24 protein-coding genes and 1 pseudogene are annotated in these 23,394 nt (G+C 72.9%); 17 read left to right on the top strand and 8 right to left on the bottom strand.

Features of this window, described 5'->3' with window-relative positions; translation table 11 throughout:
• The 6 genes and pseudogenes from ADL15_RS55035 to ADL15_RS05965 all read left to right on the top strand — a co-directional run.
• Positions 1-214, top strand: a pseudogene (locus ADL15_RS55035) (hypothetical protein); the annotation flags it as partial.
• 222 nt (positions 215-436) lie between these two features.
• The gene (locus ADL15_RS55040; protein ID WP_067685594.1) at positions 437-2,191 is read left to right on the top strand and encodes a DNA cytosine methyltransferase; all 1,755 of its coding nucleotides are present in this window, start codon (positions 437-439) and stop codon (positions 2,189-2,191) included.
• Complete coding sequence (locus ADL15_RS05950; RefSeq protein WP_067685595.1) at positions 2,188-3,861, top strand: replication initiator; 1,674 nt, start codon at positions 2,188-2,190, stop codon at positions 3,859-3,861. Before ADL15_RS55040 ends, ADL15_RS05950 begins: the two co-directional genes overlap by 4 nt.
• A 52-nt stretch (positions 3,862-3,913) precedes the next feature.
• A complete protein-coding gene (locus ADL15_RS05955; RefSeq protein ID WP_067685596.1) occupies positions 3,914-4,102 on the top strand; it encodes a helix-turn-helix domain-containing protein in 189 nt (62 codons plus the stop codon).
• 2 nt (positions 4,103-4,104) lie between these two features.
• The gene (locus ADL15_RS05960) at positions 4,105-5,334 is read left to right on the top strand and encodes a tyrosine-type recombinase/integrase (protein ID WP_067685597.1); all 1,230 of its coding nucleotides are present in this window, start codon (positions 4,105-4,107) and stop codon (positions 5,332-5,334) included.
• A 66-nt stretch (positions 5,335-5,400) separates the two neighbouring features.
• Complete coding sequence (locus tag ADL15_RS05965) at positions 5,401-5,775, top strand: response regulator transcription factor (RefSeq protein WP_067685598.1); 375 nt, start codon at positions 5,401-5,403, stop codon at positions 5,773-5,775.
• Between the two features lie 49 nt (positions 5,776-5,824).
• On the opposite strand, the gene ADL15_RS05970 is transcribed toward ADL15_RS05965, so the two are convergent.
• Positions 5,825-6,502, bottom strand: a complete 678-nt coding sequence (locus ADL15_RS05970) for a sensor histidine kinase (protein ID WP_067685599.1) — start codon at positions 6,500-6,502, stop codon at positions 5,825-5,827.
• Positions 6,503-6,511: 9 nt separating this feature from the next.
• Positions 6,512-6,982: a hypothetical protein gene (locus ADL15_RS52695; protein ID WP_067685600.1), complete on the bottom strand. Its 471-nt coding sequence runs from the start codon at positions 6,980-6,982 to the stop codon at positions 6,512-6,514.
• Positions 6,983-7,083: 101 nt separating this feature from the next.
• Here ADL15_RS52695 and ADL15_RS05980 point away from each other — a divergent pair, with 101 nt between their 5' ends.
• The 6 genes from ADL15_RS05980 (at position 7,084) to ADL15_RS06005 (ending at position 12,531) form a co-directional block, all read left to right on the top strand.
• A complete protein-coding gene (locus tag ADL15_RS05980; protein WP_232343927.1) occupies positions 7,084-8,217 on the top strand; it encodes an efflux RND transporter periplasmic adaptor subunit in 1,134 nt (377 codons plus the stop codon).
• A gap of 56 nt (positions 8,218-8,273) precedes the next feature.
• The gene (locus ADL15_RS05985; RefSeq protein ID WP_067685602.1) at positions 8,274-9,437 is read left to right on the top strand and encodes an efflux RND transporter periplasmic adaptor subunit; all 1,164 of its coding nucleotides are present in this window, start codon (positions 8,274-8,276) and stop codon (positions 9,435-9,437) included.
• 3 nt (positions 9,438-9,440) lie between these two features.
• Entirely contained in the window at positions 9,441-10,157 is a 717-nt protein-coding gene (locus ADL15_RS05990) for an ABC transporter ATP-binding protein (RefSeq protein WP_067685603.1), read from the top strand.
• Positions 10,154-11,350, top strand: a complete 1,197-nt coding sequence (locus ADL15_RS05995; RefSeq protein ID WP_067685604.1) for an ABC transporter permease — start codon at positions 10,154-10,156, stop codon at positions 11,348-11,350. Before ADL15_RS05990 ends, ADL15_RS05995 begins: the two co-directional genes overlap by 4 nt.
• A gap of 10 nt (positions 11,351-11,360) precedes the next feature.
• A complete protein-coding gene (locus ADL15_RS06000; RefSeq protein ID WP_067685605.1) occupies positions 11,361-11,864 on the top strand; it encodes a hypothetical protein in 504 nt (167 codons plus the stop codon).
• A gap of 115 nt (positions 11,865-11,979) precedes the next feature.
• On the top strand, positions 11,980-12,531 hold the full coding sequence (locus ADL15_RS06005; protein ID WP_067685606.1) for a hypothetical protein: 552 nt from the start codon (positions 11,980-11,982) through the stop codon (positions 12,529-12,531).
• 15 nt (positions 12,532-12,546) lie between these two features.
• Here ADL15_RS06005 and ADL15_RS06010 read toward each other — a convergent pair whose 3' ends face one another.
• From ADL15_RS06010 to ADL15_RS06035, 6 genes are all read right to left on the bottom strand, one after another.
• Positions 12,547-14,679 (bottom strand): MMPL family transporter, encoded by a 2,133-nt coding sequence (locus tag ADL15_RS06010; protein ID WP_067685607.1) that lies wholly within the window; start codon positions 14,677-14,679, stop codon positions 12,547-12,549.
• Entirely contained in the window at positions 14,676-15,422 is a 747-nt protein-coding gene (locus ADL15_RS06015; protein WP_083970951.1) for an LmeA family phospholipid-binding protein, read from the bottom strand. Before ADL15_RS06015 ends, ADL15_RS06010 begins: the two co-directional genes overlap by 4 nt.
• A gap of 12 nt (positions 15,423-15,434) precedes the next feature.
• A complete protein-coding gene (locus ADL15_RS06020) occupies positions 15,435-16,865 on the bottom strand; it encodes a sensor histidine kinase (RefSeq protein ID WP_083970952.1) in 1,431 nt (476 codons plus the stop codon).
• On the bottom strand, positions 16,862-17,554 hold the full coding sequence (locus ADL15_RS06025) for a response regulator transcription factor (RefSeq protein ID WP_067685609.1): 693 nt from the start codon (positions 17,552-17,554) through the stop codon (positions 16,862-16,864). Before ADL15_RS06025 ends, ADL15_RS06020 begins: the two co-directional genes overlap by 4 nt.
• A 47-nt stretch (positions 17,555-17,601) precedes the next feature.
• Positions 17,602-17,862: a DUF3040 domain-containing protein gene (locus tag ADL15_RS06030; RefSeq protein WP_067685610.1), complete on the bottom strand. Its 261-nt coding sequence runs from the start codon at positions 17,860-17,862 to the stop codon at positions 17,602-17,604.
• Positions 17,863-17,958: 96 nt separating this feature from the next.
• A complete protein-coding gene (locus ADL15_RS06035; RefSeq protein ID WP_067685611.1) occupies positions 17,959-19,065 on the bottom strand; it encodes a M20/M25/M40 family metallo-hydrolase in 1,107 nt (368 codons plus the stop codon).
• 105 nt (positions 19,066-19,170) lie between these two features.
• Here ADL15_RS06035 and ADL15_RS06040 point away from each other — a divergent pair, with 105 nt between their 5' ends.
• The 5 genes from ADL15_RS06040 to ADL15_RS06060 all read left to right on the top strand — a co-directional run bounded on the left by ADL15_RS06040 (position 19,171) and on the right by ADL15_RS06060 (position 23,099).
• Complete coding sequence (locus ADL15_RS06040) at positions 19,171-19,863, top strand: GNAT family N-acetyltransferase (RefSeq protein ID WP_067685612.1); 693 nt, start codon at positions 19,171-19,173, stop codon at positions 19,861-19,863.
• Positions 19,860-20,501, top strand: coding sequence for a MurR/RpiR family transcriptional regulator (locus tag ADL15_RS06045; RefSeq protein ID WP_067685613.1), 642 nt, complete (start codon positions 19,860-19,862; stop codon positions 20,499-20,501). The genes ADL15_RS06040 and ADL15_RS06045 overlap by 4 nt, the downstream gene beginning before the upstream one ends.
• A complete protein-coding gene (gene menC, locus ADL15_RS06050; RefSeq protein WP_067685614.1) occupies positions 20,498-21,610 on the top strand; it encodes an o-succinylbenzoate synthase in 1,113 nt (370 codons plus the stop codon). The genes ADL15_RS06045 and menC overlap by 4 nt, the downstream gene beginning before the upstream one ends.
• 233 nt (positions 21,611-21,843) lie before the next feature.
• The gene (locus ADL15_RS06055) at positions 21,844-22,371 is read left to right on the top strand and encodes a DUF4956 domain-containing protein (RefSeq protein WP_232343928.1); all 528 of its coding nucleotides are present in this window, start codon (positions 21,844-21,846) and stop codon (positions 22,369-22,371) included.
• Positions 22,368-23,099 (top strand): polyphosphate polymerase domain-containing protein, encoded by a 732-nt coding sequence (locus ADL15_RS06060; RefSeq protein ID WP_067685616.1) that lies wholly within the window; start codon positions 22,368-22,370, stop codon positions 23,097-23,099. The genes ADL15_RS06055 and ADL15_RS06060 overlap by 4 nt, the downstream gene beginning before the upstream one ends.
• Positions 23,100-23,394: the final 295 nt, after the last annotated feature.

Below are 23,394 nucleotides of genomic sequence, written 5' to 3' on the forward strand. Positions count from 1 at the left end.
CGTGTCACCGCAACTGCTCACGCGCGCCCAGCAAGTGGCCACGCAGCACCGCACCGAGCACGGCACACCGATCACGGCCGGGCAACTCGCCGTCCGACTGCGAGTCCCTTCCGACCGAGCGGCCGAAGCACTACGGGTGCTGGCGCTCCGCCAGGACAACCCCACCGAACAGATCCCGACCGTCAACGGCAACCGCCCCCGTGCGACCCGCTGACCGATTCGACCTTCAGCGTCGCACCCGAAGCCTCCCAGCTTCGGGTGCGGCCCCGAGGACCGAAACGGCCCCCGCCCGATCACGCCGCCCGGAAGGCACTGTCATGCAGATCCACATCATCGGCTCGGTGTCCGAGCCCTACCCGAGCGACCGCGACCCCGGCCTCCTCCGGATCGACGTCACCGCCGTGCCGTGTACCCCGGCCCTTCAAGGGGAGCGGGCATGAGCTGGACATCCGGCCCGCTGCGGGTCTTCGACGAGTTCTCGGGCTGCGGCGGCACCTCCTACGGCTGGTCCCTGGTGCCAGGGGTCGAAATCTACGCCGGAGCGAACCACATGCGCGACGCGATGGAGTCGTTCGCCCTCGGCTTCCCGAACGCCCACCTGTTCCAGGAGGACGTCACGAAGCTGCCGGTCGACCGGATGCCGTACGCGGAGATCTTCGTCGCCTCGCCGGCCTGCCCGGCCTGGACGACCGCCTCCGGGGTCCGGCGGGAGTTCGACCGGGCCAACGCCGAGCAACCGGCGCTGTTCGATCTGAACCAGCCGCTGACACCGAAGCAGCAGCAACGCCGGGAGGACTACCGGCGTTCCCGGCTGCTGATGCGCGAGGTGCCGCGCTACCTGCGCGCGATGGCCGAACGGGGCACGCCGGTGCTGGCGGGCATGGTGGAGAACGTCGTCCAGGTCCGGCAGTGGCACGAGTGGGACGCCTGGCTCGGCGAGCTGCACAAGCTCGGCTACGAGACCCGGCTGATCGCGTTCAACTCGATGCACGCCCAGCCGGTGCGGGCACGCCGGGCACCGCAGTCACGCAACCGCGCCTACGTCGGCTACTGGCACACCAGCCTGGGCCGCCGCCCGGACTGGGACAAGTGGCTGCGCCCAGCCGCCTGGTGCCCGTCCTGCGAGCAACAGGTGACCGCCATCCAGGTGTGGCGCAAACCCGGCCGGGACATGGGTTCCTACGGCACCCAGTACGTCTACCAGTGCCCGCGCATCTGCTGCCGGGGCCGCGAGGTGTTCCCGGACGTGCTGCCCGCACTCGCCGCGATCGACCTGGACATCCAGGGGGTGCGGATCGGTGACCGCGGTGCCCACGGCCTCAAACCCCTGGAAGCGGCGACCCTGGACCGGATCCGGGCCGGGAGCCTGCGCTACTGGGCGCCACTGATGGTGCCGGTCGAAGGCCGCGACGGCAAAACCGCCATCCCGGCCGGCTGGCCGCTGCGCACCCAGACCTGCCGCAACGAAACCGGCTACGCCCTCCCACCGTTCCTCGCCCCCGCCGGGGGCACCTGGCGCGACGCACCGTCGTCCGGGCTGCAACCGATGCCCGCGCGGACCACCCGCGAATGCGACGGCGTGGCCACCCTGCCGTTCATCACTCCGCTGCGCGGCGGCGGCGATCAGGGCAACGCCCGCCCGGTCACCGACCCGCTGTCGACCGTGACCGCCTCCGGCAACCACCACGGTCTCGCCGCCCTGCCGCCGCTGATCACCCGCCAGAACACCGGACACCCCCGCTCACGCAGCACCCCGGCGACCGAGCCGGCCCGGACTGTGACCGCCTCCGGCCAGCAGTCCGTGGTCTTCCCGCCGCACGAACAGATGCTGCTCGTTCCCTACTACGGCACCGCCCGCACCGCCCGTCCGGCCACCGAACCGATCGGCGCACTACCGACCCGCGACCGATACGGGCTCGCCCTCTCCGAACTGGACGAGGCCGCCACGGCGATCGACCTGGACGACGTGCTGTTCCGGATGCTCGAACCCCACGAGCTCGCCGCCGCTATGGCTTTCCACCCCGGCCACCGCACCGCCGCCCGCTCCAAGCGCGCCCAGGTCCGCCTCTACGGCAACGCCGTCACCCCGCCCGTGGCCGAACTCATCGGCTCGGCCCTGGTCGAATGCATCACCGGCGTCGACCTGGACCGGCACATCAGCCCCGCCACAGCCGCCGGAACTGCCGGATGACCCTGGCGACGCTTCCCGTGACACCCGAGCCCACCGGCTCGGGTGCTGCGGCCTGCGCTGACCCGGCCACCCTCGCGCTGTACCGCCACTCACCCGACCTGCGACTGCAAGCGGTCGCCCGCGCCGCCCGCGACGACTTCCCCGCCTGGCTCTCGCACGTGCAACCCGCCGCCGCGTGCACGCGGCCGGTCCGGCTGGCCGGAACCCTCACCACCATCGAAGCCGCCACCGGCCGTATCTTCTCCCTGCGCCACACCGCGGACATGCCGGACGGGACCATCTACAAGCCCTGTGGAAACCGCCGCGCCAGTGTCTGCCCGGCCTGCTCCAAGCGCTACCAGAACGACGCCTACCAGCTGGTCCGCGCTGGACTTGTCGGCGGCAAGGGCGTGCCGGCCGAAGTGGCGCGCCACCCGGCGGTGTTCCCGACCTTCACCGCACCATCGTTCGGTGAGGTCCACACCCGCCGGGTGAAGAAGCACACCTGTGCCCGGCGTGCCGAGTGCGACTGCCGGGCCGAGCCGTGCCATGCCCGCCGCGACCTGACCGTCTGCCCACACGGGGCACGGCTGGCCTGCTTCGCCCGGCACGACCTCGCCGACCCCCGGCTCGGAACACCGCTGTGCCTGGACTGCTACGACCATGCCGGGCAGGTCGTCTGGAACCTGCATGCGGGCGAACTGTGGCGGCGCACGACTATCACGATCCGCCGCTACATCGAGCAGCTGTGCCGGGAACGCGGTGTGCCGAAAGTCCCGATGACCTACGAACGGAACGGCACGATCCGCACCCGCTGGGTGCTGCCGGTGCGGCTGTCGTTCGGCAAAGCGGCCGAGATGCAGCGGCGCGGCGTCGCGCACTTCCACGCCATCATCCGCCTCGACGGCTTCGATCCCGACCGGCCTGACGCCACCGTCGCGCCACCGGCCGCCCTCGACGCCGACGACCTCGTCGCGGCCGTCGACCATGCCGCCACCACGGTCGTCTTCGCCACCGTCCCGCACCCGCACGAGCCGGTCGGCTGGCGCATCGGCTGGGGCGACCAGGTCCTGACGAAGGTCATCACGGTTGCCGCGCTGGGAGAGGTCACCGATGCTCAGGTCGCCGCGTACCTCGCCAAGTACGCCACCAAGTCGACCGAGGTCACCGGGCACACCTCCGGCCGGATCACCACCGACACCATCGACCTGTACGCCGACCGGCACGGCACCCACGTCGAACGCCTCGTCGACGCCTGCTGGCGACTCGCGCACGCCCGCTGGACCTGCAAACGCTGCGGCCAGCACAGCGACCGCTGGGTCTGCCCGGTCTGCGCCGCGCGCGGTCGGGAGGCATTGTGGCCGGTGCCGGAGAGCAGCCCGTTCCGGCGGCTGGGACGGTGGGCGCACATGCTCGGCTTCGGCGGCCACTTCCTCACCAAGTCACGCCGCTACTCGGTCACCTTCGCCGTGCTGCGCGGACAGCGCATCGTGTTCCGCCGCGCGCAGAGCGCCGGGCCGGACCGCGCCGACCCGGGTGAAACGCCGACGACGCTGGTCGTCAACTTCCTTCAGTTCGTGGGCGCCGGGTGGCACACCGCCGCCGACGCCATGCTCGCCAACACCTCCGCCGCGATGGCCCGGGAGCACCAGAACGCCGCCAGGCAAGCCCTCCAGGCCATGGCCGCGTGAACGGCCTTCAACTGTCAAGCCCGCCTTGACACCGAATCGACGGAGAGAACCGATGGCACCACCTGTAGACGAACCGCGCTGGACGGTCAACGACGTGGCCGCCTACCTGCACGTCGAGAGAGGGACGGTCTACACCTGGCGTAAGCGCCACTACGGACCGCCGGCGGCCCGCGTGGGCAAGCACCTGCGCTACGACCCGGACGAGGTCCGGGCCTGGTTCCGCGACCGGCGGGCGGCGTAACCGTGGGCCACATCGAGGACCGATGGTTCAAAGAGGTCGAGGGACCCGGTGGCAAAAAATGCCGCGTGAAGACGAACCGCCACGGGACCGGCCAGCGATACCGCGTGCGCTACATCGCGCCCGACGGGACCGAGCGCAGCAAGTCCTTCCCCGACCGGGCGAGGAAGGCGGCGGAGGAGTTCCTCAACGGCGTCGAAGCCGACAAGAGCCGCGGGACTTACGTCGACCCGCAGCGAGGTAAGCGGCCCTTTGCCGACTTGGCGGAGTCCTGGGTGCGTACGGCCCGCTTCGACGCCTCGACGCGGTACGGGGTGAGGACACGGGTCCGGGCACACCTCATCCCGTTCTTCCGTAACCGCGCCGTCAACTCGATCCGGCCGAGCCTGCTGCGAGAGTGGGACGTCTGGCTGATCGGCAAGGGATTGGCGGAGGGGCACCGGGCGGTGCTGTTCGCGCATCTGAGCGGCATCATGACCGCTGCGGTCGATGACGGCCTGATCCCGAAGAATCCGTGCTCGGCCAAATCGGTGAAGCGCCCGCACCAGCACCTGCGGAAGGTCACGCCCTGGCCGGTCAGCCGGGTGAGCGCCATCCGGGCCGAACTCGGGGAGCGCTACCGCCCGGTCGTCGACATCGGGGCCGGGTGCGGCGCGCGGCAGGGCGAGATCTTCGGGCTTTCTCCGGACGATTTCGACGTGGAGGGCGGATGGCTCGATATCCGCCGTCAGGTGAAGATGGTCGGTTCCCGGATGGTGTTCGGGCTGCCGAAGAACGACAAGGAACGGCGTACACCGCTTCCGGACTCGGTTGCGCGGGCTATCCGTGACTACCCGGTCCCGGCCGTTGCGGTCACGCTGCCCTGGGAAGATCCCGACCACGGCTCCGCGGTGACGTTCCGCCTGGTGTTCACCACCCCGTACGGCAACGCGATCAATCGCAACACCTTCAACACCTGGAACTGGCGGCCGGCGCTGAAGCGCCTGGGCATACAGCCGTCGCCAGAGACGGGTATGCACGCGCTGCGGCACTTCTTCGCCTCCACGCTGCTGGACGCGGGGGAGAGCATCAAGGCCATCGCGGAGTGGCTGGGTCATTCCGATCCGGCCTTCACGCTACGGGTGTACACCCATCTCATGAGTTCCAGCCAGGGCCGGGCACGCGGGGCGATCGACGCTCTCTTCGAGGAGTTCGGCCACGGCCACGGCCCGGGCACGGCCCGGCGGGGGAGCTGATCTGCGTATGTCCAGGTCAGCGGCACAGCTCTATCAGTACTCTAGGTAGCAAGCGAGGGGGCTGCCGTGACTTCCGTTCTGGTGGTGGATGACGATCCGACCGTGCTGGAGATCGTGGAGACGGTGTTGCGGTCCGGCGGGCTCGAGGTGTCGACCCGGCTGACCGGGCGGGACGGGTTGCGGGCCGCGCACGAGCACGTGCCGGACATCGCGGTGCTCGACGTGACGATGCCGGGGATGACCGGGCTCGAGGTGTGCCGGGCGCTGCGGGACGACGCGGAGACCGCGGACATTCCGATCATCCTGCTCACCGGGCGTGGGCAGTGGCTCGACGTGGCGTCCGGGTTCGACGCCGGGGCCGATGACTACCTGGTGAAGCCGTTCACCGCGCAGGACCTGCTGACCCGGGTGGCGGCGCTGACCGCGCCAGGCTCCGCCTGATCTTGCGGGCGTCAAGCGGCGGTCCGGCCGCCTGCGGGCCGCAGGGGCTTCAGGCCGCGGGCAGGACCACCCTGAGGTACGCCGTACCGCCCGCACTGTGCACACCCACGCTGCCGCCGTGCCGGCCGATCACCGCCCGGGCCAGCATCAGCGCCATGGCGTTGCCGCCGGTGCCGGCCGAGGTGAACAAGCGGTCGCTGGCCTGCTCGTCGGGGAGCGGATAGGACACCCGCCAGTGGTCCTCGACCCGCTCGGCGGTGGCCTCGGCGCCGCTGTCGAGGGCCCGTACCGCGCTGAGCAGCCGGTCGAAGACCTGGCGCAGCCGGTCCCGGTCGCCGAGCACCGGGCCGTCCGGTGGGACGGCGTGACAGGCCGCGCCGGCCACCTCGGTGAGCAGGGCGGGCAGGTCGAACTCCGTGCGGGCCAGCGGGATCGTCCCGCTCTCGATGCCGCTGATGGTGGCGATCTCGGCGGTGGTCCGCTCGATCCGGCGCAGGTTGCGGGCGATCAGCGGGAGCGCCTCGTCCAGCAGTGGGTCGCCGGTGCGCTCCGGGAGCATCTCCAGCATGCCGAGCGCCGCGGTCAACGGGGTGCGCAACTCGTGCAGCAGGGCACTGACCAGCTCGGCCTTGGTCGCGGCGAGTTCAGCCAGCGCCCGGTTGTGCCGGCGCAGCCGGTGACGCGTCCGCGCCCCGGGGCCGGGCTGGGGCTCTTCCGTCGTACTCAAGAGGTTTTGTCACCCACCCGGCGCCGGAAGCACGTCGCCGTGCGCGCCCACCGGGCCGCGCCGGCCGTAACCGCCCAGGTCGGTGCCGCGCGGGATGAAGCCGGTGGGCTCGAGCTCCGAGTCGAACTCGCCGGTCTCGCTGCCGGCGCCGCCGCCGGAACCCTCACCGCCGCCCGCGCCGGACGGGCGTGCGCCGCCGCAGTCGCCGCCCGGCCCGCCACCGCCCGGGCCGCCGGACGGTCCCATGCCGCCGGGTGCCGTGCCGGACGGGCCGCCGCCAACCGGACCCGTGCCGGACGGGCCGCCGCCGGGTGCGCCCATGCCCGGGGGCATCGCGCCGGGCGCACAGGCGGACGGGGACGTGCCGGTGTCGGCCGGGGTGTCCTTGTCGCCGGAGGAGTCACCGCACGCGCCGACCAGGAGAGCCGCGGCCAGCGCGGCGGAGGCGACCAGGGCGCGGCGCGGGTGCTTGGTCTGCAAGGGTGCTCCTGGGATTTCGGTCCGTCCGGGTACGTGAACAGCCACAATCTACGATTATGAGCAAGGTATCGGGGCGAAACCGGTCTAAAAGGCGCATTCGGTTGATCGGCGCCGGGATCGTCGTGGTGGGCGTGGCGACCGGTGTGGTGCTCGCGGTCGTCCGGAACCGGGAGGGCGCGGACACGGCCGCCGAGGTCGTCGCGGTCGCCGTGGACAAGGGCGCGGTCACCCTGGACGTCGCCACCACCGGCACCGTCGAACCGGCCACCACCCGGGAACTCTCGTTCGCGGTGGCCGGCACGGTCGAGGCGGTCAAGGTGCGCGCCGGTACCAAGGTCAAGGCCGGGCAGCTCCTGGCCACCGTGGACGACACCGACGCCGCGGGCGACGTGGACGATGCGCAGAGCACCCTGACCGACGCGCAGGACCGGCTCGCCGACGCCAAGGACTCGGCCGCCTCGGTCACCGCCTCGGCCACCGTCTGCGCGGCCACCACCGGCGGCACCGGCGGCAACGGTCACCTGGCCGCGGTCGGCACCGCTGCGGTGAGCGCGGGAGAGGCGAGCGCCGCGGTCGGCGCCGCCGCGACCAGCTGCACCACCCGCGGCTACCCGGACACCGGCAACGACGCGATCCTCAACGCCCAGCAGTCGGTCAACCGGGCCGCGCAGGCCGTCGACAAGGCCGAGGACGCGCTCGACGGCACCGTGATCAAGGCGCCGATCGCCGGCACGGTCGTCGCGGTCACCGGCAGCGTGGGCGACCAGGTGAGCAGCGGCAAGACGTTCGTGACGCTGGCCGACACGTACGCGATGCAGGTCCAGGCGGACTTCCCGGAGGCGGACGCCGGCTCGCTGAAGGTGGGGCAGACCGGCACGGTCACCCTCGCCGACCACGACGACGCGCTGACCGGCACCGTGGTGCAGGTCGACCCGGTCGGCACCTCGGACGGCACCCTGGTCCGGTACGGCGTGGTGCTCTCGTTCAGCTCCCCGCCCAGCGACCTGCTCGTCGGGCAGACCGCGCAGGTGCAGGTACGCGTCGGCGAGGCCACCGGCGTGCTGCGCGTCCCGTCCACCGCGGTGCACGACATCTCCGGCGGCAACGGCACCGTGCTGGTGCGCAACGGCAGCCAGTCCGCCCAGCGCACGGTCGCCGTGGGGCTGCGCGGGGACCAGTACACCGCGGTGACCGACGGGTTGGCAGTGGGAGAGCAGGTCGTACGTTCCTGGTGAACTCCGAATCCGCCGACAGGCCACCACGAACCGGTCGCAGCGGACATGATTGCAGGGTGAAAGCCCTTCGCAGGCCCAGCACGGCAGTGAACGCCCTGCTGGCACTACTGATCGTCGGCGCCACGATCTGGGGCGTGAACCTGATCCGGGCCACCTCGTCCGGCAACCAGGCCAGCGCCGCCGACGTGCGCACCGTCGCCGTCTCGCAGGGCACGGTCACCAAGACCGTCAGCGCCGACGGCACGGTGGAGAGCGCCTCGACCGCCGCGGCCACGTTCACCACGGCCGGCACGGTCACCGGCATCAAGGTCAAGGTCGGTGACCTGGTGACCAAGGGCCAGCAGCTGGCCGTGGTCGACCCCACCGACGTACAACGGGATCTTGCCCTGGCCGCAGCGAACCTGGACGCGGCGAACGACGCGCTGGACCGGGCGCAGGCCGCGGACACCGACACCACCACCGCGGAGAACGAGGTCGTCTCGGCCGCGCTGGCCGTCGACGACGCGAAGGCCGCGGTCAAGGGCACCACGCTGACCGCGCCGATGGCCGGCACCGTGACCGCGGTCAACGGCTCGCTCGGCGGCTCGTCGGGCGGGTCGAGCTCCTCGTCCAGCGGCGGCGCCGGCGGCTCGTCGAGCACCACGACCACCTCGTCGGGCGGCTTCATCGACCTGGCCGACCTGACCCAGCTGCAGATCACCGCGGCGTTCTCCGAGTCGGACGCGACCGCGCTCAAGGCCGGGCAGCCCGCCACCATCACCTGGAACGCGCTGGAGAGCGCGGAGACCACCGGCAAGGTGGTGTCCGTCGACCCGACCGCGACGACCAGCAACAGCGTGGTCACCTACGGCGTGACGATCAGCCTGCCGGACCCGCCGGACGGCGCCAAGTCCGGGCAGACGGTCAGCGTCGCGGTGGTCACCGGCAGCGTGGAGAACGCGGTACGGGTCAACTCGGCGGCGGTCACGGCCAGCGGGCGGCGGTCCACCGTCACCGTGCTGACCAGCACCGGGACGCAGGAGACCCGGCAGGTCGAGGTCGGCCTGGAGGGCGACGACACGTACCAGATCACCTCCGGGCTGACCGCCGGGGAGAAGGTGGTGCTCCCGACCAGCAGCACCACCACCAGCAACTCGGGCACGCGCACCGGGACCGGCTTCGGCACCGGCGGGGGCCTCAGCGGTGGTGGCGGCGCTCCGCCCGCCGGTGGCGGTCGTTGAGCCATGGCTTCGACCCGGCCGGTCCTGGACGTCCGTGACCTGAGCAAGGTGTACGGCGCGGGCGAGACCGCGGTGCGCGCCCTCGACGGCGTGTCGTTGCAGGTGGAGCGCGGCGCCTACCTGGCGATCATGGGATCGTCCGGGTCCGGCAAGTCGACGCTGATGAACATCCTCGGCTGTCTGGACATCCCGACCCACGGCCGGTACCTGCTCGACGGGGTGGACGTCAGCCGGCTCACCGACAGCCAGCTCGCGCTGGTGCGGAACCGGCTGATCGGGTTCGTGTTCCAGGCGTTCAACCTGATCCCGCGGACGTCGGCGGTGGCCAACGTGGAGCTGCCGCTGGCGTACTCCGGGATGCGGGCCGCCGAGCGTCGCCGCCGCGCGATGTTCGCCCTCGACGTGGTCGGCCTGGCCGACCGCGCCGAGCACGAGCCCAACCAGCTCTCCGGCGGCCAGCAGCAGCGGGTCGCGGTGGCCCGGGCGCTGGTCACCGAGCCGGCCCTGCTGCTGGCCGACGAGCCGACCGGCAACCTCGACAGCCACTCCACCGAAGAGGTCCTCACCGTGTTCGACGACCTGCACGCGGTCGGCCGTACGATCGTGCTGATCACCCACGAGGAGGAGGTCGGCGCCCGCGCCGACCGGCTGGTGAAGCTGTTCGACGGCCGGGTCAGCTCGGACGTCCGGCACGACCACCTCGGACGGCACGCCGCGTGAACGCCACCGAGATCCTCCGGTTCGCCCTGCGCGGGCTGTCCGCCAACAAGCTGCGCTCGGTGCTCACCATGCTGGGCATCCTGATCGGCGTGGCCGCGGTGATCCTGCTGGTCGCGGTCGGCAACGGCTCGGCGCAGGCGATCGCCGACCGGATCTCGGCGCTGGGCACCAACACCCTGACCGTGATGAGCACCAGCCGGGGGAGCAGCAGCGGCGGCGGCCTGAGCCTCAAGGTCGCCGAGGCGCTGCAGGACCCGGTGCTGGCGCCCGACGTGAGGTCCGTGTCGCCGGTGGTCAGCACGTCGGCGACCCTGACGTACGAGGGCAGCGACCACGACGTCAGCTCGTTCGTCGGCACCACACCGGACTGGTTCGGCGCCTCCAACTTCCCGGTCGGCTCCGGCGCGCTGTTCACCGCCGACGACGAGGCGCAGGCCCGCCGGGTGGTGGTGATCGGGCAGACCGTCGCCGAGGAGCTCTTCGCCGGCACCGACCCGGTCGGCCTGCAGGTCACCGTCGGCGGGGCGCTGTTCACCATCGTCGGCGTGCTCGACGAGAAGAGCTCCAGCGGGTTCAGCGACTCCAACGACACCGCGGTCGCGCCGATCTCCGCGGTCCGGCAGGTGCTGGCCGGGTACGGCGCGCTCAGCTCGATCCTGGTCGAGGCCCGCGACAGCGACCGGGTCGACGCCGCGGAGACCGAGATCGCCACCATCCTCGACCAGAAGATGCCGGCGAGCAGCGACGGGACCACCGCGTACCGGATCCAGAACGCCGCCCAGCTGCTGGAGACGCAGACCGAGACCGCGGACACGTTCACCACCCTGCTCGGCGCGGTGGCCGCGATCAGCCTGCTGGTCGGCGGGATCGGGATCACCAACATCATGCTGGTCACGGTCACCGAGCGGACCCGGGAGATCGGCATCCGCAAGGCCCTCGGCGCGCCCCGGCGGGTGGTGCTGAGCCAGTTCCTGATCGAGGCGACCCTGCTCAGCGTCATCGGCGGCGGCCTCGGGGTGGCCGCCGCGCTGATCGGCAGCCGGTTCGCGATCGTCGGCGTGCAGCCGGTGATCGTGCCCAGCTCGGTCGCGCTCTCGCTGGGTGTCTCCGTGCTGATCGGACTCTTCTTCGGCGGGCTGCCGGCAGCCCGCGCGGCTCGGCTGCGGCCGATCGACGCCCTGCGCTACGAGTGAGGAACGCTGCATGAAAGACGACACCGAGGTGCTGCCGCGCACCCCGTCCGAGACCGAGCACCAGGACCTGAACAGCGCCATCGCGCAGGCCGCGCCGAAACGGTGGTGGAACCGGACCACGCTCGTGCTGACCGGGGCGGTGCTGCTGGTCGGCGGGTTCCTCGGCGGCGTGCAGGTGCACAAGCAGTGGGGCAGCAGCAGCTCGGACACCGCGGCGGCGACCGGCGGCTTCCCCACCGGGGCGGGCATGCCGAGTGGCGGGGGCATGGGTCAGAGCCAGAACCGCGCGGCGGCGCCGGGCGGCGCCACCGCGGGGACCCTCACCAAGGTCGACGGGAACACCCTCTACCTGCAGACCGCCGCGGGTCAGACGATCACCGTACGGGCGTCGGACACCACGGCGGTCACCACGAAGGCGGCCGTCAAGGACCTGACCACCGGCCAGGCGGTCACGGTCACCGGTGTCGCGGACTCCTCGGGGGTCATCACGGCCACCGCGATCACCACCGGGTGATCTTTTTCGGCCAGTTCCTGTGGATCGGGGAGCAAATCCAGAGCATCGCCGTCCGGCAGCCGATGAACACCTCAGTCCGGGGCGGCAGGCGCCACGGCGGACCCGAGGAGTTCCGTTGACCTCGATCGGCAGCATCAGCACCAGCGGCAACGCGGCGTTCTACCAGGTGGACCGGGCCCAGTCCGCGGTCGAGAGCCGGTCGAAGCCGAAGGACGACCCGATGGCCCGGGTCGCCGACGCGCTCGGGCTCAGCCACGACGAGCTGAAGTCGCAGCTCGGCACCGGCAAGAGCCTGAGCGACGTGGCCACCGACCGGGGCGTCACCCACGACGAGCTCATCTCGGCGATCAAGTCCGGCATCTCCACCTCGTCGACCTCCGGCACCTCGGGCAGCGCCGACGCGATGGCCGAGCAGATCGCCGCCGGCAAGGGCGTGACCCCGCCGCCGCAGCCGGCCCCCGCCCCGCGGGGCGAGAACGCCGGCCTGCAGGACCCGGACAAGCTCAAACAGGTCAGCGACCTGCTGGACATGGACACCGCCGACGTGACGGCCGCGGCGACCAGCGCGTCCAGCCTGGTCAGCATGCTGCAGACCAAGGGCGTGGACCTGACCCAGCTCAAGGACGTCCTCAACCGCAGCGGGGACCTGCTCGACGTCCGGGCCTGAACAGCGCGGTCCGGGTCACCGGGCGGCGTCGGCCGCCCGGTCCCCGCCGGGAGTCCACCAGTTGGCCCGCCCGAGCAGGACCATGGTGGCCGGGACCAGCAGGCCGCGGATCACCGTGGCGTCGATGGCGACCGCTACCGCCAGGCCGACGCCCATCATCTTGACCACCGGGCTCGGGCTCAGCACGAAGCCGGAGAACACGCACACCATGATCAGCGCCGCCGAGGTGATCACCAGGCCGGTGCCGGCCAGGCCGTCGCGGACCGAGCGGGCGTTGTCGCCGGTGGCCAGCCAGGCCTCGCGGACCGCGGTGAGCAGGAAGACCTCGTAGTCCATGGACAGTCCGAAGAGCAGCGCGAACAGCATCATCGGCACGTAGGACTCGATCGGCGTCGGCCCGTCGAGCCCCAGCAGCGCGGCGCCCCAGCCCCACGCGAAGACCGCGGTGAGCACACCGTAGGCGGCGGCGACCGAGAACAGATTCATCACCGCCGCCTTGACGGCGACGACCGGGGCACGGAAGGCGAGATACATCAGGAAGGCGGCGAGCAGGACGACAAGACCGATCACGTACGGCATCCGCGCGCCGACCCGCCCGGCCAGCTCCGCCTTCACCGCCGTCGGGCCGGTCACGTGCACCGTCCACCCGGCCACCGGGGTCGCCCGGAGCGTGTCCACGGTCCGCACCGTCCGCGGATCGCCCGGCGCGCTGTCCGGGATCACCCGGATCGTCGCCACCAGCCCGTCGGCGGAGAGCCGGGCCGGCGGGGCCTGCGTGACGCCGGGCGCCGCCAGGATCGCGGCCTGCAGAGCCGCGACGTCCGCACCGGCGCCGCGCTCGGCCACCACGGTGATCGGGCCGTTGACGCCGGGGCCGAACGCGTCGCCCAGCACGTCGTACCCGAGCCGGGCCGGGCTGCCGGCCGGCTCGTCGCCCGCGTCGGTCTGGCCCAGCGTCATCCGGGCCGCCGGCGCGGCCAGCACCAGCAGGAGCAGCACGGCACCGATCACATACGGCCACGGCCGCCGGGTCACCCGGTCAGCGAGCCGCCCCCATCCCGAATCCGGCACGGTGGTCCCGGCCGCGCCACCGCGACCGGCTCGGCGGCGACCGATCGGCAGCGCGTCGATCCGCGGGCCCAGCACCGCCAGCAGCGCGGGCAGCAGGGTGACCGCCGAGGCCACCGCGACCAGCACGATCAGCCCGGCCGTCCACCCGAGCGTGCCCAGGATCGGCACCCCGGAGACGGCCAGCCCGGCCAGCGCCACGATCACGGTCCCGCCCGCGAACGCCACCGCGCTCCCCGACGACGCCACCGTCCGCACGATCGCCGCCTCCCGGTCGACGTTCCGGGACGGCATCGCCCGGTACCGCGTGATCAGGAACAGCGCGTAGTCGATGCCCACCCCGAGCCCGATCATCGTGGCGACCGTGGTGGCCACCGCCGGCATCGGCGTCAGATGCCCGATCAGCCCGATCCCGCCGATACCGCAGACCAGCGTGATCAGCGCGGTGAGCAGCGGCAACCCGGCCGCGACGAGCCCGCCGAACGCGACCACCAGCACCAGCAGGGCCACACCGAGCCCGACGATCTCACTGGTCCGGGTGCTCGTCTCGGCCCGCGCCAGCACCCCGCCCGGCAGCACCTCGAGCCCGGCGTCCCCGGCCGGCTGCGCCGCGTCCAGCACCGCGTCGACGAGTGCGCCGCCGACGTCGCGCGGCCCCACGTCGAACTGCACCGCGAGGTAGCCGGTCCGTCCGTCCGCGCTGAGCGACCCGGAGGCCGCGCCCGGCGCCGCCACCGACACGACGTGGTCCAGGTCCGCGATGCGGCTCACCGCGGTCTCGATGCTTTTCCGGTACGACGGGGAGTCCACCCGCCCGTCCCGCGCCCGCAGCACCACCGACCCGCTCGCCCCGTCCCCGCCGGGGAAGTGCGCGGCGATCAGGTCCCGCCCGCGCTGGCCGTCGCTGCCGGGCAGCGTGGTGTCGTCGTCCACCGGCCGCCTGAACCCGGCCACCAGCCCGGCCACGACCAGCGCCGTGACCAGCCACCCGGCGATCACCCACCACGGCCGCCGCACCGCCACCCGCCCGATCCCGGCGAACACCCGATAGGTCCCGCTGCCCTCGTCCGCCGCACTCATCGCCGGTTCTCCCCACAGTCGCGCCCGGCCCCGCCGCCGGCCGTCGCACCGGTCCCGGTGTCGCGGGGCACGGCGACGTCCGTGCCGTCCACGGTGATCCGGAGGCCGTCCTCGGCCGCCTCGGCGCCCCGGTAGTGCAGCCCGCCCGGCAACTCCGGGAGCGGGATCGTGCGCGGGGCCGCCTTCTCGCCGAGCTGCGCCGCCGGCAGCCGCACCCCGATCACCGGGATCTCCACCTCGACCGGCCGGACCACGAGCGCATCCCCGGCGATCTCCGGCACCGCGTGCACGACCACCGGCACGTCCCGCCCGAGCACCTGCGTGGTGACCGCCATTCGCAGCCGCCCCGCCCCGTCGTAGCCGAGCCCGCTCAGCCCGGCGACCCCGGTGGACGCGGCGGTCCCCGCGTACGACATCGTCGCCGTGACCGTGAGGGAAGCGGCCTGGAACGCATCGCCGGCCGTGCGCACCTGCCGCGCCGTGGCTCGCAACCCGCCGCTGAACCGCCCCACGGTGACCGAGGCGGCCGTCACCCGCACCTCGTCGAAGCGGCCGCGCGCGAGCTGGGTCAGGAACGGGATCCCGCCCAGCGTCACCTCCGGCGGCTCGGTCAGGCCGGCCGCGCAGCGCAGTCGTTCGGCGAGCCGGTCCGCGGCGCTCGTCGCGGCGTACCGGTCACCGGCGAACCCGGCCGCGACCAGCCCACCCAGCACCGCGCCGGTAATGATCAATGATTTTCGCACCCGGCCATGCCATCAACCGCCGGTGACACCGGGGTGCGAGCCGGATGAGAGTTCGTTAGGAACCCCGGGCAGGGCGAACCAGACCGTGGCGCCGGCACCCGGGGACGACACGATGCCGGTCTCGCCGCCGTGGGCGCGCACCGCCTCGGCCACGATCGCCAGGCCGAGCCCGGCGCCGCCGGACCGGGCGCGGGACTCCTCGGCCCGCCAGAACCGTTCGAACGCGTGCGCCGCCGCCTCCGCGCTCATCCCCGGACCGGTGTCACGCACCGCGATCCGCACCCGATCCCCGGTCACCACCACGCTGACCTGTGCGGCCGCGCCCGGCGGGGTGTGGGCGCGGACGTTGCCCAGCAGGTTGGCGAGCACCTGCCGCAGCGTGCCGTCGTCCCCGGCCACGATCACCGGTGGGCCCGCGGGCACGGACACCGTCAACGGGCGGGACGGCTCCACCGCGCTCGCGTCCGCGACCGCGTCCCGGATCAGCGCGGTCAGGTCGACCGGGTCCCGCCGGGCCGGCGGGTCGGCGTCCAGTCGCGCGAGATACAGCAGCTCGTTGACCAGGGCGCCCATCCGCCCGGCCTCCTCCTCGATCCGGCGCAGCACGTCCGGCCGGGCGCCGAGGTCGATCACCCCGGTGCGGATCAGCTGGAGATAGCCGCTGATCGAGGTGACCGGGGTGCGCAGCTCGTGCGAGGCGTCCGCGACGAACGCCCGCATCCGCTCCTCGGACCGTTCCCGGGCGGTCATCGCCGCCTGGATCCGGGTCAGCATCCGGTCGACGGCGGTGGACAGCCGCCCCACCTCGGTACGGGCGGCGGCGCTGCCCGCCGGTGGTGCGCCGGCCCGGCGGTCCAGGTCGCCGCCGGCGATCGCGGCGGCGGTGGCGGCGATCTCGTCCAGCGGGCGCAGCCGCCGGTGCACCAGCCAGCGGGCCAGCAGGGTGAGCAGCACCAGCACGACCGCCCCGGTCAGCGCCGCGATCAGGACGAACCGGGCGACCGTGTTGCGGACCGGTGCGAGGGGCAGGCCGACCAGCACCCGGGAACCGCCGGGGAGCGGCACCAGCCGCACCCGGTACCGGGCCCCCGCCGTGTCGGTGATCGTCTGCACGCTGGCACGGGCCGGGTCGGCGCGGTCCAGCAGCGGGTCCGCCGGCAGCGGTGAGCCGCTCGCGAAGCGCAGGGTGCGCCCGTCGGCGCGGCGGTATTCGATCAGGTATTCGGTCACCGACACCACCGAGCGCAGCTCCGGCCCGTCCGGGACCAGGACCGTGGCCCGCTGCCGCACCAGCTCGGCCGCGGCGGCGAGCTGCTCGTCGGTGCGCTCCAGCAGGTACGACCGCAGCGCCACCGCCGCCGTACCGCAGGTCACCAGCAGTCCCGCCGCCGCCAGCGCCACCATCGACGTGACCAGCGAGAACCGCAGGGTCCGGCGGGTCACGGCGCAGCGGCGCGCAGCGCGTACCCGAAGCCGCGATGCGTGACGATCAGCGGCGGCCCGTGCCGGTCCAGTTTGCGGCGCAGATAACCGACGTACGTGTCGACCACGTTGGAGACCGCCGGGCTGTCGAACTCCCAGACGGCGGCCAGGATCTGCGCGCGGGACAGCACCCGGCCGGAGTGGGTCAGGAAGTACCGCAGCAGCTTCAGCTCGGTGGGGGAGAGCGGCACCTCGGTACCGGCCCGGCGCACCTGCAACGTCTCCTGGTCGAGTTCCAGGTCCGCGTACCGCAGGACCGGGTCGGGGGCCGCCGGGCCGCGGACCCGCCGCAGCACCGCCCGCACCCGGGCGAGCAGCACCTCCACGTCGAACGGCTTGGTCACGTAGTCGTCCCCGCCGTACGCCAGACCGGACAACTGGTCGGCGCGCGCGTCCCGGGCGGTGAGGAAGATGATCCCGGCGTCCAGCCCGTCGGCCCGCAGCCGCCGGCACACCGCCAGCCCGTCGCCGTCCGGCAGCATCACGTCGAGAAGCACCAGGTCAGGAGGCCGGGCGGCAGCGACCGCGACGGCTTGCGCCGCGGTGGTGGCGGTGTCCACCCGGAACCCGTGGAACCGCAGCACGGTGTCCAGCAGGTCGACGATGTTCGGCTGGTCGTCGACGACGAGGACGCGGGGGCTGACGCTCATGACCCGCCCATCACAGCACGGGTGTGTGAGAACGCGATGTGAATCGGTCAGCGGGCGCGGCGGCGGAGCAGGACCAGGGCGATCGCGGCGGCGAAGAGGTCGAGCAGGATCAGCACCCCGGGCCAGCCGAACAGCAGCATCACCAGCGGAACCAGGATGAACAGCAGCGCACACAGGATCGGTACGGCCGGTGACGCGGGTTCCGGCCGGGCGGGCACCGGGCCGGCCATCCGGGCGGCGAAGGCGGAGTCACTCCGCAGCTGGTATTCCAGATCGGCCAGGCACCGGCGTTCATAGTCGTTCAGCATCGAAGTCACCCCCGGGGGTCTCCAGTGCCCGGCACGTTTACCCCGGTTCCGAACCGCCCAAACGGGTTGCACAATCACGCAAACCCCATGAAAGGGTCAGGCGAGCCCGTCCCGGTCACCGAGCAACGCGGTGAGCAGTGCGACCCGCTCCGCGATGCCGGCCACCGACACCCACTCGGTCCGCGCGTGCGCCCCGCCGCCCCGGGGCGCCAGCCCGTCCACGGTCGGCCGCCCGAGTGACCCGGCCGTGTTGGTGTCCGCGGCGCCGTCGGCCGGCCGGCCACCGAGGTCCTGCCCGATCCCGGCCGCGACCGCGGCCACCCGGGCCAGCAGCCGGGCGCCCGCCTCGCCGGGCTGCCAGGTCGGCCGGTGCGACAGCAGCCGGGTACCGACCGTGGCCCGCGGCCGGATCGCCCGCAGCGCGGCCAGCTCGCCGAGCACGACCCGTTCGTCCTCCGGGTCGGCGAACCGCAGCCCCAGGTCGGCGTGCGCCGCGCCGGCGACCACATTGGTGCGCCCGCCACCGGCGATCACCCCGGTGTTGACCAGCACCGGCCGCCCGGCGCCGAGCTCCCGCACCCGCAGCAGCTGGTCCACCAGCTCGTCGATGGCGTTCGCGCCGGCCTCCGGGTCGAGCGCGGCGTGCGCCTCCACCCCGGTCACCTCGATCCGGGCCCGGGTGCTGCCGCGCCGGCCGGTCTTCAGGTCGCCACCCGGGTGCGGCGGCTCCAGCCCGAGCACCGCCCCGGCCCGCCGGGCCTCCGCCTCGACCAGCCCGGCCGCGGTCGGCGACCCGATCTCCTCGTCGGCGACCACCACGATCCGCAGCTCCGGATGCGGCCGGCCGGCCACCGCCGTCACCGCCGCGAGCAGCGCCGCGATCCCGGCCTTCGTGTCGTAGACGCCGGGCCCGCGGATCACGTCCCCGTCCACGGTCCACGGCAGGCCGGCGAGGGTGCCGACCGGCCACACCGTGTCGTAGTGGGTGAGCAGCAGCACCGGCGGCCCGCCGGGCACGTCCCGGGCCGGGAGTGTCCAGATCAGGTGGTCGCCGGTCGGGTGTTCCTCCCGGGCCGTGTGCAGACCGGCCGCGGACGCGTCCGCCTCGAGCATCCCGGCCAGCGCGGCGAGCGCCGCCGGATCACCGGTGGGCGACTCGGCGTGCGTGTAACGGCGCAGGGCGGCTATCACGGGAGACGACATATACGAACGCTAAGTAGTGCCATCTGTGTTGTCAACGAGCGGGTATGCCGACAGGATGATGGTTATACGTTTCCTATCTTGCTCTGTCTCGCCGAGGGGGATCTGATGGACGTGACCGTGCGGGACCTGGACGGCATCGCCGAGTGGACGGCGGCGGCCCGGCTCTACCGCGAGGTCTTCGGGTACACGGATCCCGCGTTCGGCCTCACCCCGCGCCTGCTGGCGGCGCTGCGCCGCAACGGCGGCTCGGTGATCGGGGCGCTCGGCGAGGACGGCGCGCTCGTCGGGTTCTGCTTCGGTTTCAGCGCGGTCGAGGACGGCGAGTTCTACCACTACTCGCAGGCCGCGGTGGTCGCGCCGGCCGCGCAGGGCAGCGGCGTGGGCCGGCTGCTGAAGCACGCCCAGGCGGCGGTGGCCCGGCGCACCGGCGCGCGGACCATGCGGTGGACCTTCGATCCGTACGCGCTGCGCAACGCGCACTTCAACTTCGCCGTGCTGGGTGCGACCGGGATCCGGTTCGGCGCCGACTTCTACGACGAGCCGGGCACCGACCGGGTGCTGGTCAGCTGGGATCTGGACCCCGCCGGGCGGGCATCTCCGGCTGGCTTTTCCCTTGCCGAGGCGGTCGTGGTCGCGGCGGGGGAGCGGTTCGCCGCGCCCGAGCCGGCCGACCGGGCCTGGCTGCGGCGGGAGCTGGTGGCGCGGTTCGCGGCCGGCCGGCACCTGGTCGGCGTGGTCCGGCCGGACGGCGATCCGGCCCGGGTGGCGTACCAGTTCCGGCCGGGGGACGCGGCGTGACCGCGCACTCGACGCCCGCGGACCGGTTCGACCGGAACGTGCAGCGCCGCTCGGCGAAGGTGCTCAAGCAGCGGGTGCTGGAGCAGCAGCGGACCGAGTTCGATCAGGCGCTCGGGTGGGCGGCCGAGCAGGACTCGATCGAACGGACCGCGGCGCTGATCGTGTCCGCGCGGCGGCGGTTCCTGATCGGGTACGGCAAGTCGCAGAGCTACGCGTCGCTGCTCGCCGCCGACCTCAGCGCCGGGCTGTCCGGGGTCCACCTGGTCGACGGGGCGCCGCTGCGGGCGCTCGACGTGCTCAGCGACATCCGCCGAGGAGACCTGCTGGTCGCGGTCTCGCTGGAACGGTACCGGCGGGAGACGGTCGAGGTCGCTTCCGCTTACGTACGACACGGGGGTGAGCTGGCGCTGATCACCGATGCCGAGGATGCCCCGCTCGCCGGGCTGGCCGCCGCGCGGATCGTGGTGGCACCGCGCAGTGCCTCGTACGTCAACTCGCCCACCTCGATCGTCCTGGCGCTGCACCTGCTCGCCACCTTGACCACCGCCAGTGCCAAGGGCGCCGGCAGGCGCCTGCGTGAGCGCGACGCCCTCGCCGCCGAACTCGGCCTGTACGGTCTCCCGGCGGAGGAGGCATGACGCGAACGACGCACGTCGCGCTCCGCCGGGTACGCCTGCCGCTGGTGCACCGCTTCCAGACCAGCTCGCACGCCAAGCGCGACCTGGAGCACATCCTGGTCGCGCTCACCGACGCCGACGGTGTCACCGGCTGGGGCGAGATCGCGTCGCCGAGCGGCCCGTTCTACAGCGCCGAGACGACCGAGAGCTGCTGGGCGGTGGCCCGCGATCACCTGACCCCGCTGGTGCTCCGCACCGAGTGGGAGCATCCGGCCGAGCTGGCCGCGGCGCTCGGCAAGGTCCGGGGGAACCACTTCGCGCGGGCCGGGTTCGACATGGCCGCCTGGGCGCTGTGGTCGCTGCGGCGCGGGATCCCCCTCGCGACGGCGCTGGGCGGCACCCGGTCCCGGGTCGAGGCGGGCGTCTCGCTGGGCATCGAGCCGACCGTCGACGCGCTGCTGGAGCAGGTCGCGCTGCGGGTGGCCGAGGGCTACCGGCGGGTCAAGCTGAAGATCGCGCCGGGCTGGGACGCCGAGCCGGTCCGGGCGGTCCGGTCCGCGTTCCCGGAGCTCGCCCTGCACGTCGACGCGAACGGCGCCTACCCGCCCGGCGAACGCGCGGTCTTCCGCGAGCTGGACACCCGCGGGCTGCTGATGATCGAGCAGCCGTTCGCGCCCCGCGCCCTGGTCGCGCACGCCGAGCTGCAGGCCGAGCTGGCCACCCCGATCTGCCTGGACGAGTCGGTCGAGGACGTCGACGACCTGGTCACCGCGCTGCGGCTGGGCGCCGGCCGGATCCTCAACATCAAGGTGTCCCGGATGGGCGGGCTCACCCCCGCGGTCCGCGCCCACGAGCTGGCCCGCGCCGAGGGCCTGCCGGTCTGGTGCGGCGGGATGCACGAGTTCGGCATCGGCCGGGCCGCGAACGTGGCGCTCAGTGCGCTGCCCGGCTTCACCCTGCCCTCGGACGTGTCCGGCTCGGACAAGTACTACGCCCGCGACGTCACCACCGCGCCGATCGTCTGCCGGCAGGGCTTCGTCGCGGTGCCGGCGGCGGCCGGTCTCGGCTGGGAGCCGGACCTGCCGTTCATCGACGAGCACACCACCGCCCGGGCGTCCTTCCCCGGGTGAGGGTCTGCGCAGGTCCGGGCGCTCGCACAGGCTCAGCACAGCAGACTTTGAGGAGCCTTTGAGGTACGAGACGGTGGTCCGTCAGGGGGAAAGCGCTTACCGTAACCATCGAAGTTCACCGATACGTAACCTTGCGGCTGCGAACCGTTCAGGCGGGCTCTCGCGGCCGGAAACCCTCGGGAGGTCGCCCCACTATGCACCGGATCGCGTTGTTCGGGATAGATCTCCTCGCTGTGAGTGTGCTCGTCTTCGGGCTGTACTTCCCCCGGCATCGGCGACGGGACCTGGTGGTCGCGTTCCTCGGCGTGAACGTCGGGGTGCTCGCGGTGGCCGGATCGCTCAGCGGCAGCACGGTCAGCGCGGGCCTCGGCCTCGGGCTGTTCGGCGTGCTGTCGATCATCCGGCTCCGCTCCACCGAACTGGACCAGCACGAGGTGGCGTACTACTTCTCCGCGCTGGCGCTGGGCATCCTCGGGCCGCTCACCGACGGCGAGCTGTGGGTCGGCCCGGCGCTGATGGGCCTGATCCTGCTGGTCATGTACCTCGGGGACCATCCCCGGCTGTTCCCGTCGTACCGGCGGCAGGTGCTGGTGCTGGACGCCGCGTACACCGACCAGACCGCGCTGCTGGCGCAGGTCGAGCGGGTGCTCGGGGCCCGGGTGCACGCGGTCACCGTGGAACGGGTCGACCTGGTCAACGAGACGACCGTGGTCGAGGTCCGCTACTCGGCGATCGGCAACCTGGTCGGGGCCGGCCGATGAGAACTCTCGAACCGATCTCGCTCCTCGAACTCACCGAGAAGGCCGAGCTGCAGACCAGGGTGGACCGCAAGTACGTGCTGCGGCTGGAGGACGCGCTGGCCCTGCTGCCCGCGCTCGACCCGGCCACCCGGGTGCTGGAGATCGACGGGCGGCGCCGGTTCCGCTACCGCTCCGCCTACTTCGACACCCCGGACCTGGTCAGCTTCCGGCTCACGGCCCAGCGTCGCCGGCGCCGCTTCAAGATCCGCACTCGTACGTATCTGGACTCCGCGCAGTGCTGGCTCGAGGTCAAGACCGAGGGTTCCCGCGGCGGCACGGTGAAGAGCCGGCTGCCGTACCAGGCGGCCGACCAGGACACCGTCGACCCGGGACGCTGGTTCGTGGAGAGCGTGCTCGGCGACCGGGCCGGCATCGTGCTGGTGCCGACCCTGGTCACCCACTACAGCCGGACCACCTTCTACCAGCCGGCGGGTGACTCCCGGGCCACCCTCGACACCGATCTGAGCTGGATCGCGACCGGCGGGGCCGAACTGCGCGCACCCCGCCTCGCGGTGATCGAGACGAAGACAAGCGCTGCCGCGTCGCCGGTCGACCGGCTGCTCTGGAGTCGCGGGCACCGCCCCGCCCGGATATCCAAGTACGCGACCGGGCTCGCGGCGCTGCGCCCGGAGCTGCCGTCAGCCCCGTGGCGGCGCACCCTGCGCCGCCACTTCACCCTCACCAACTGACCGAGCACACCACCCGGCCGTCCCACCCCGTGCGTGGGGACTTTCGGTGCGGAGCGCGCCGCAACTTCACACGTTCGGTCGTTCCAGCCCGTGTGTGGGGAGTTTGGGTGCGGAGCGCACCGCAACTTCACACGCTCGGTCGTCTCGCCCCGTGCGTGGGGACTTTCGGTGCGCTGCGCGCCGCAACTTCACACGTTCGGTCGGTCCAGCCCGTGCGTGGGGAGTTTGGGTGCGGAGCGCACCGAAAGTCCCCACACAGAGCCCGCCCTCCCTGGGGGCTCCCCCTTAGACAGTG

The organism is Actinoplanes awajinensis subsp. mycoplanecinus (genome assembly GCF_001509495.1).
GTDB classification, from domain to species: Bacteria; Actinomycetota; Actinomycetes; order Mycobacteriales; family Micromonosporaceae; genus Actinoplanes; species Actinoplanes palleronii.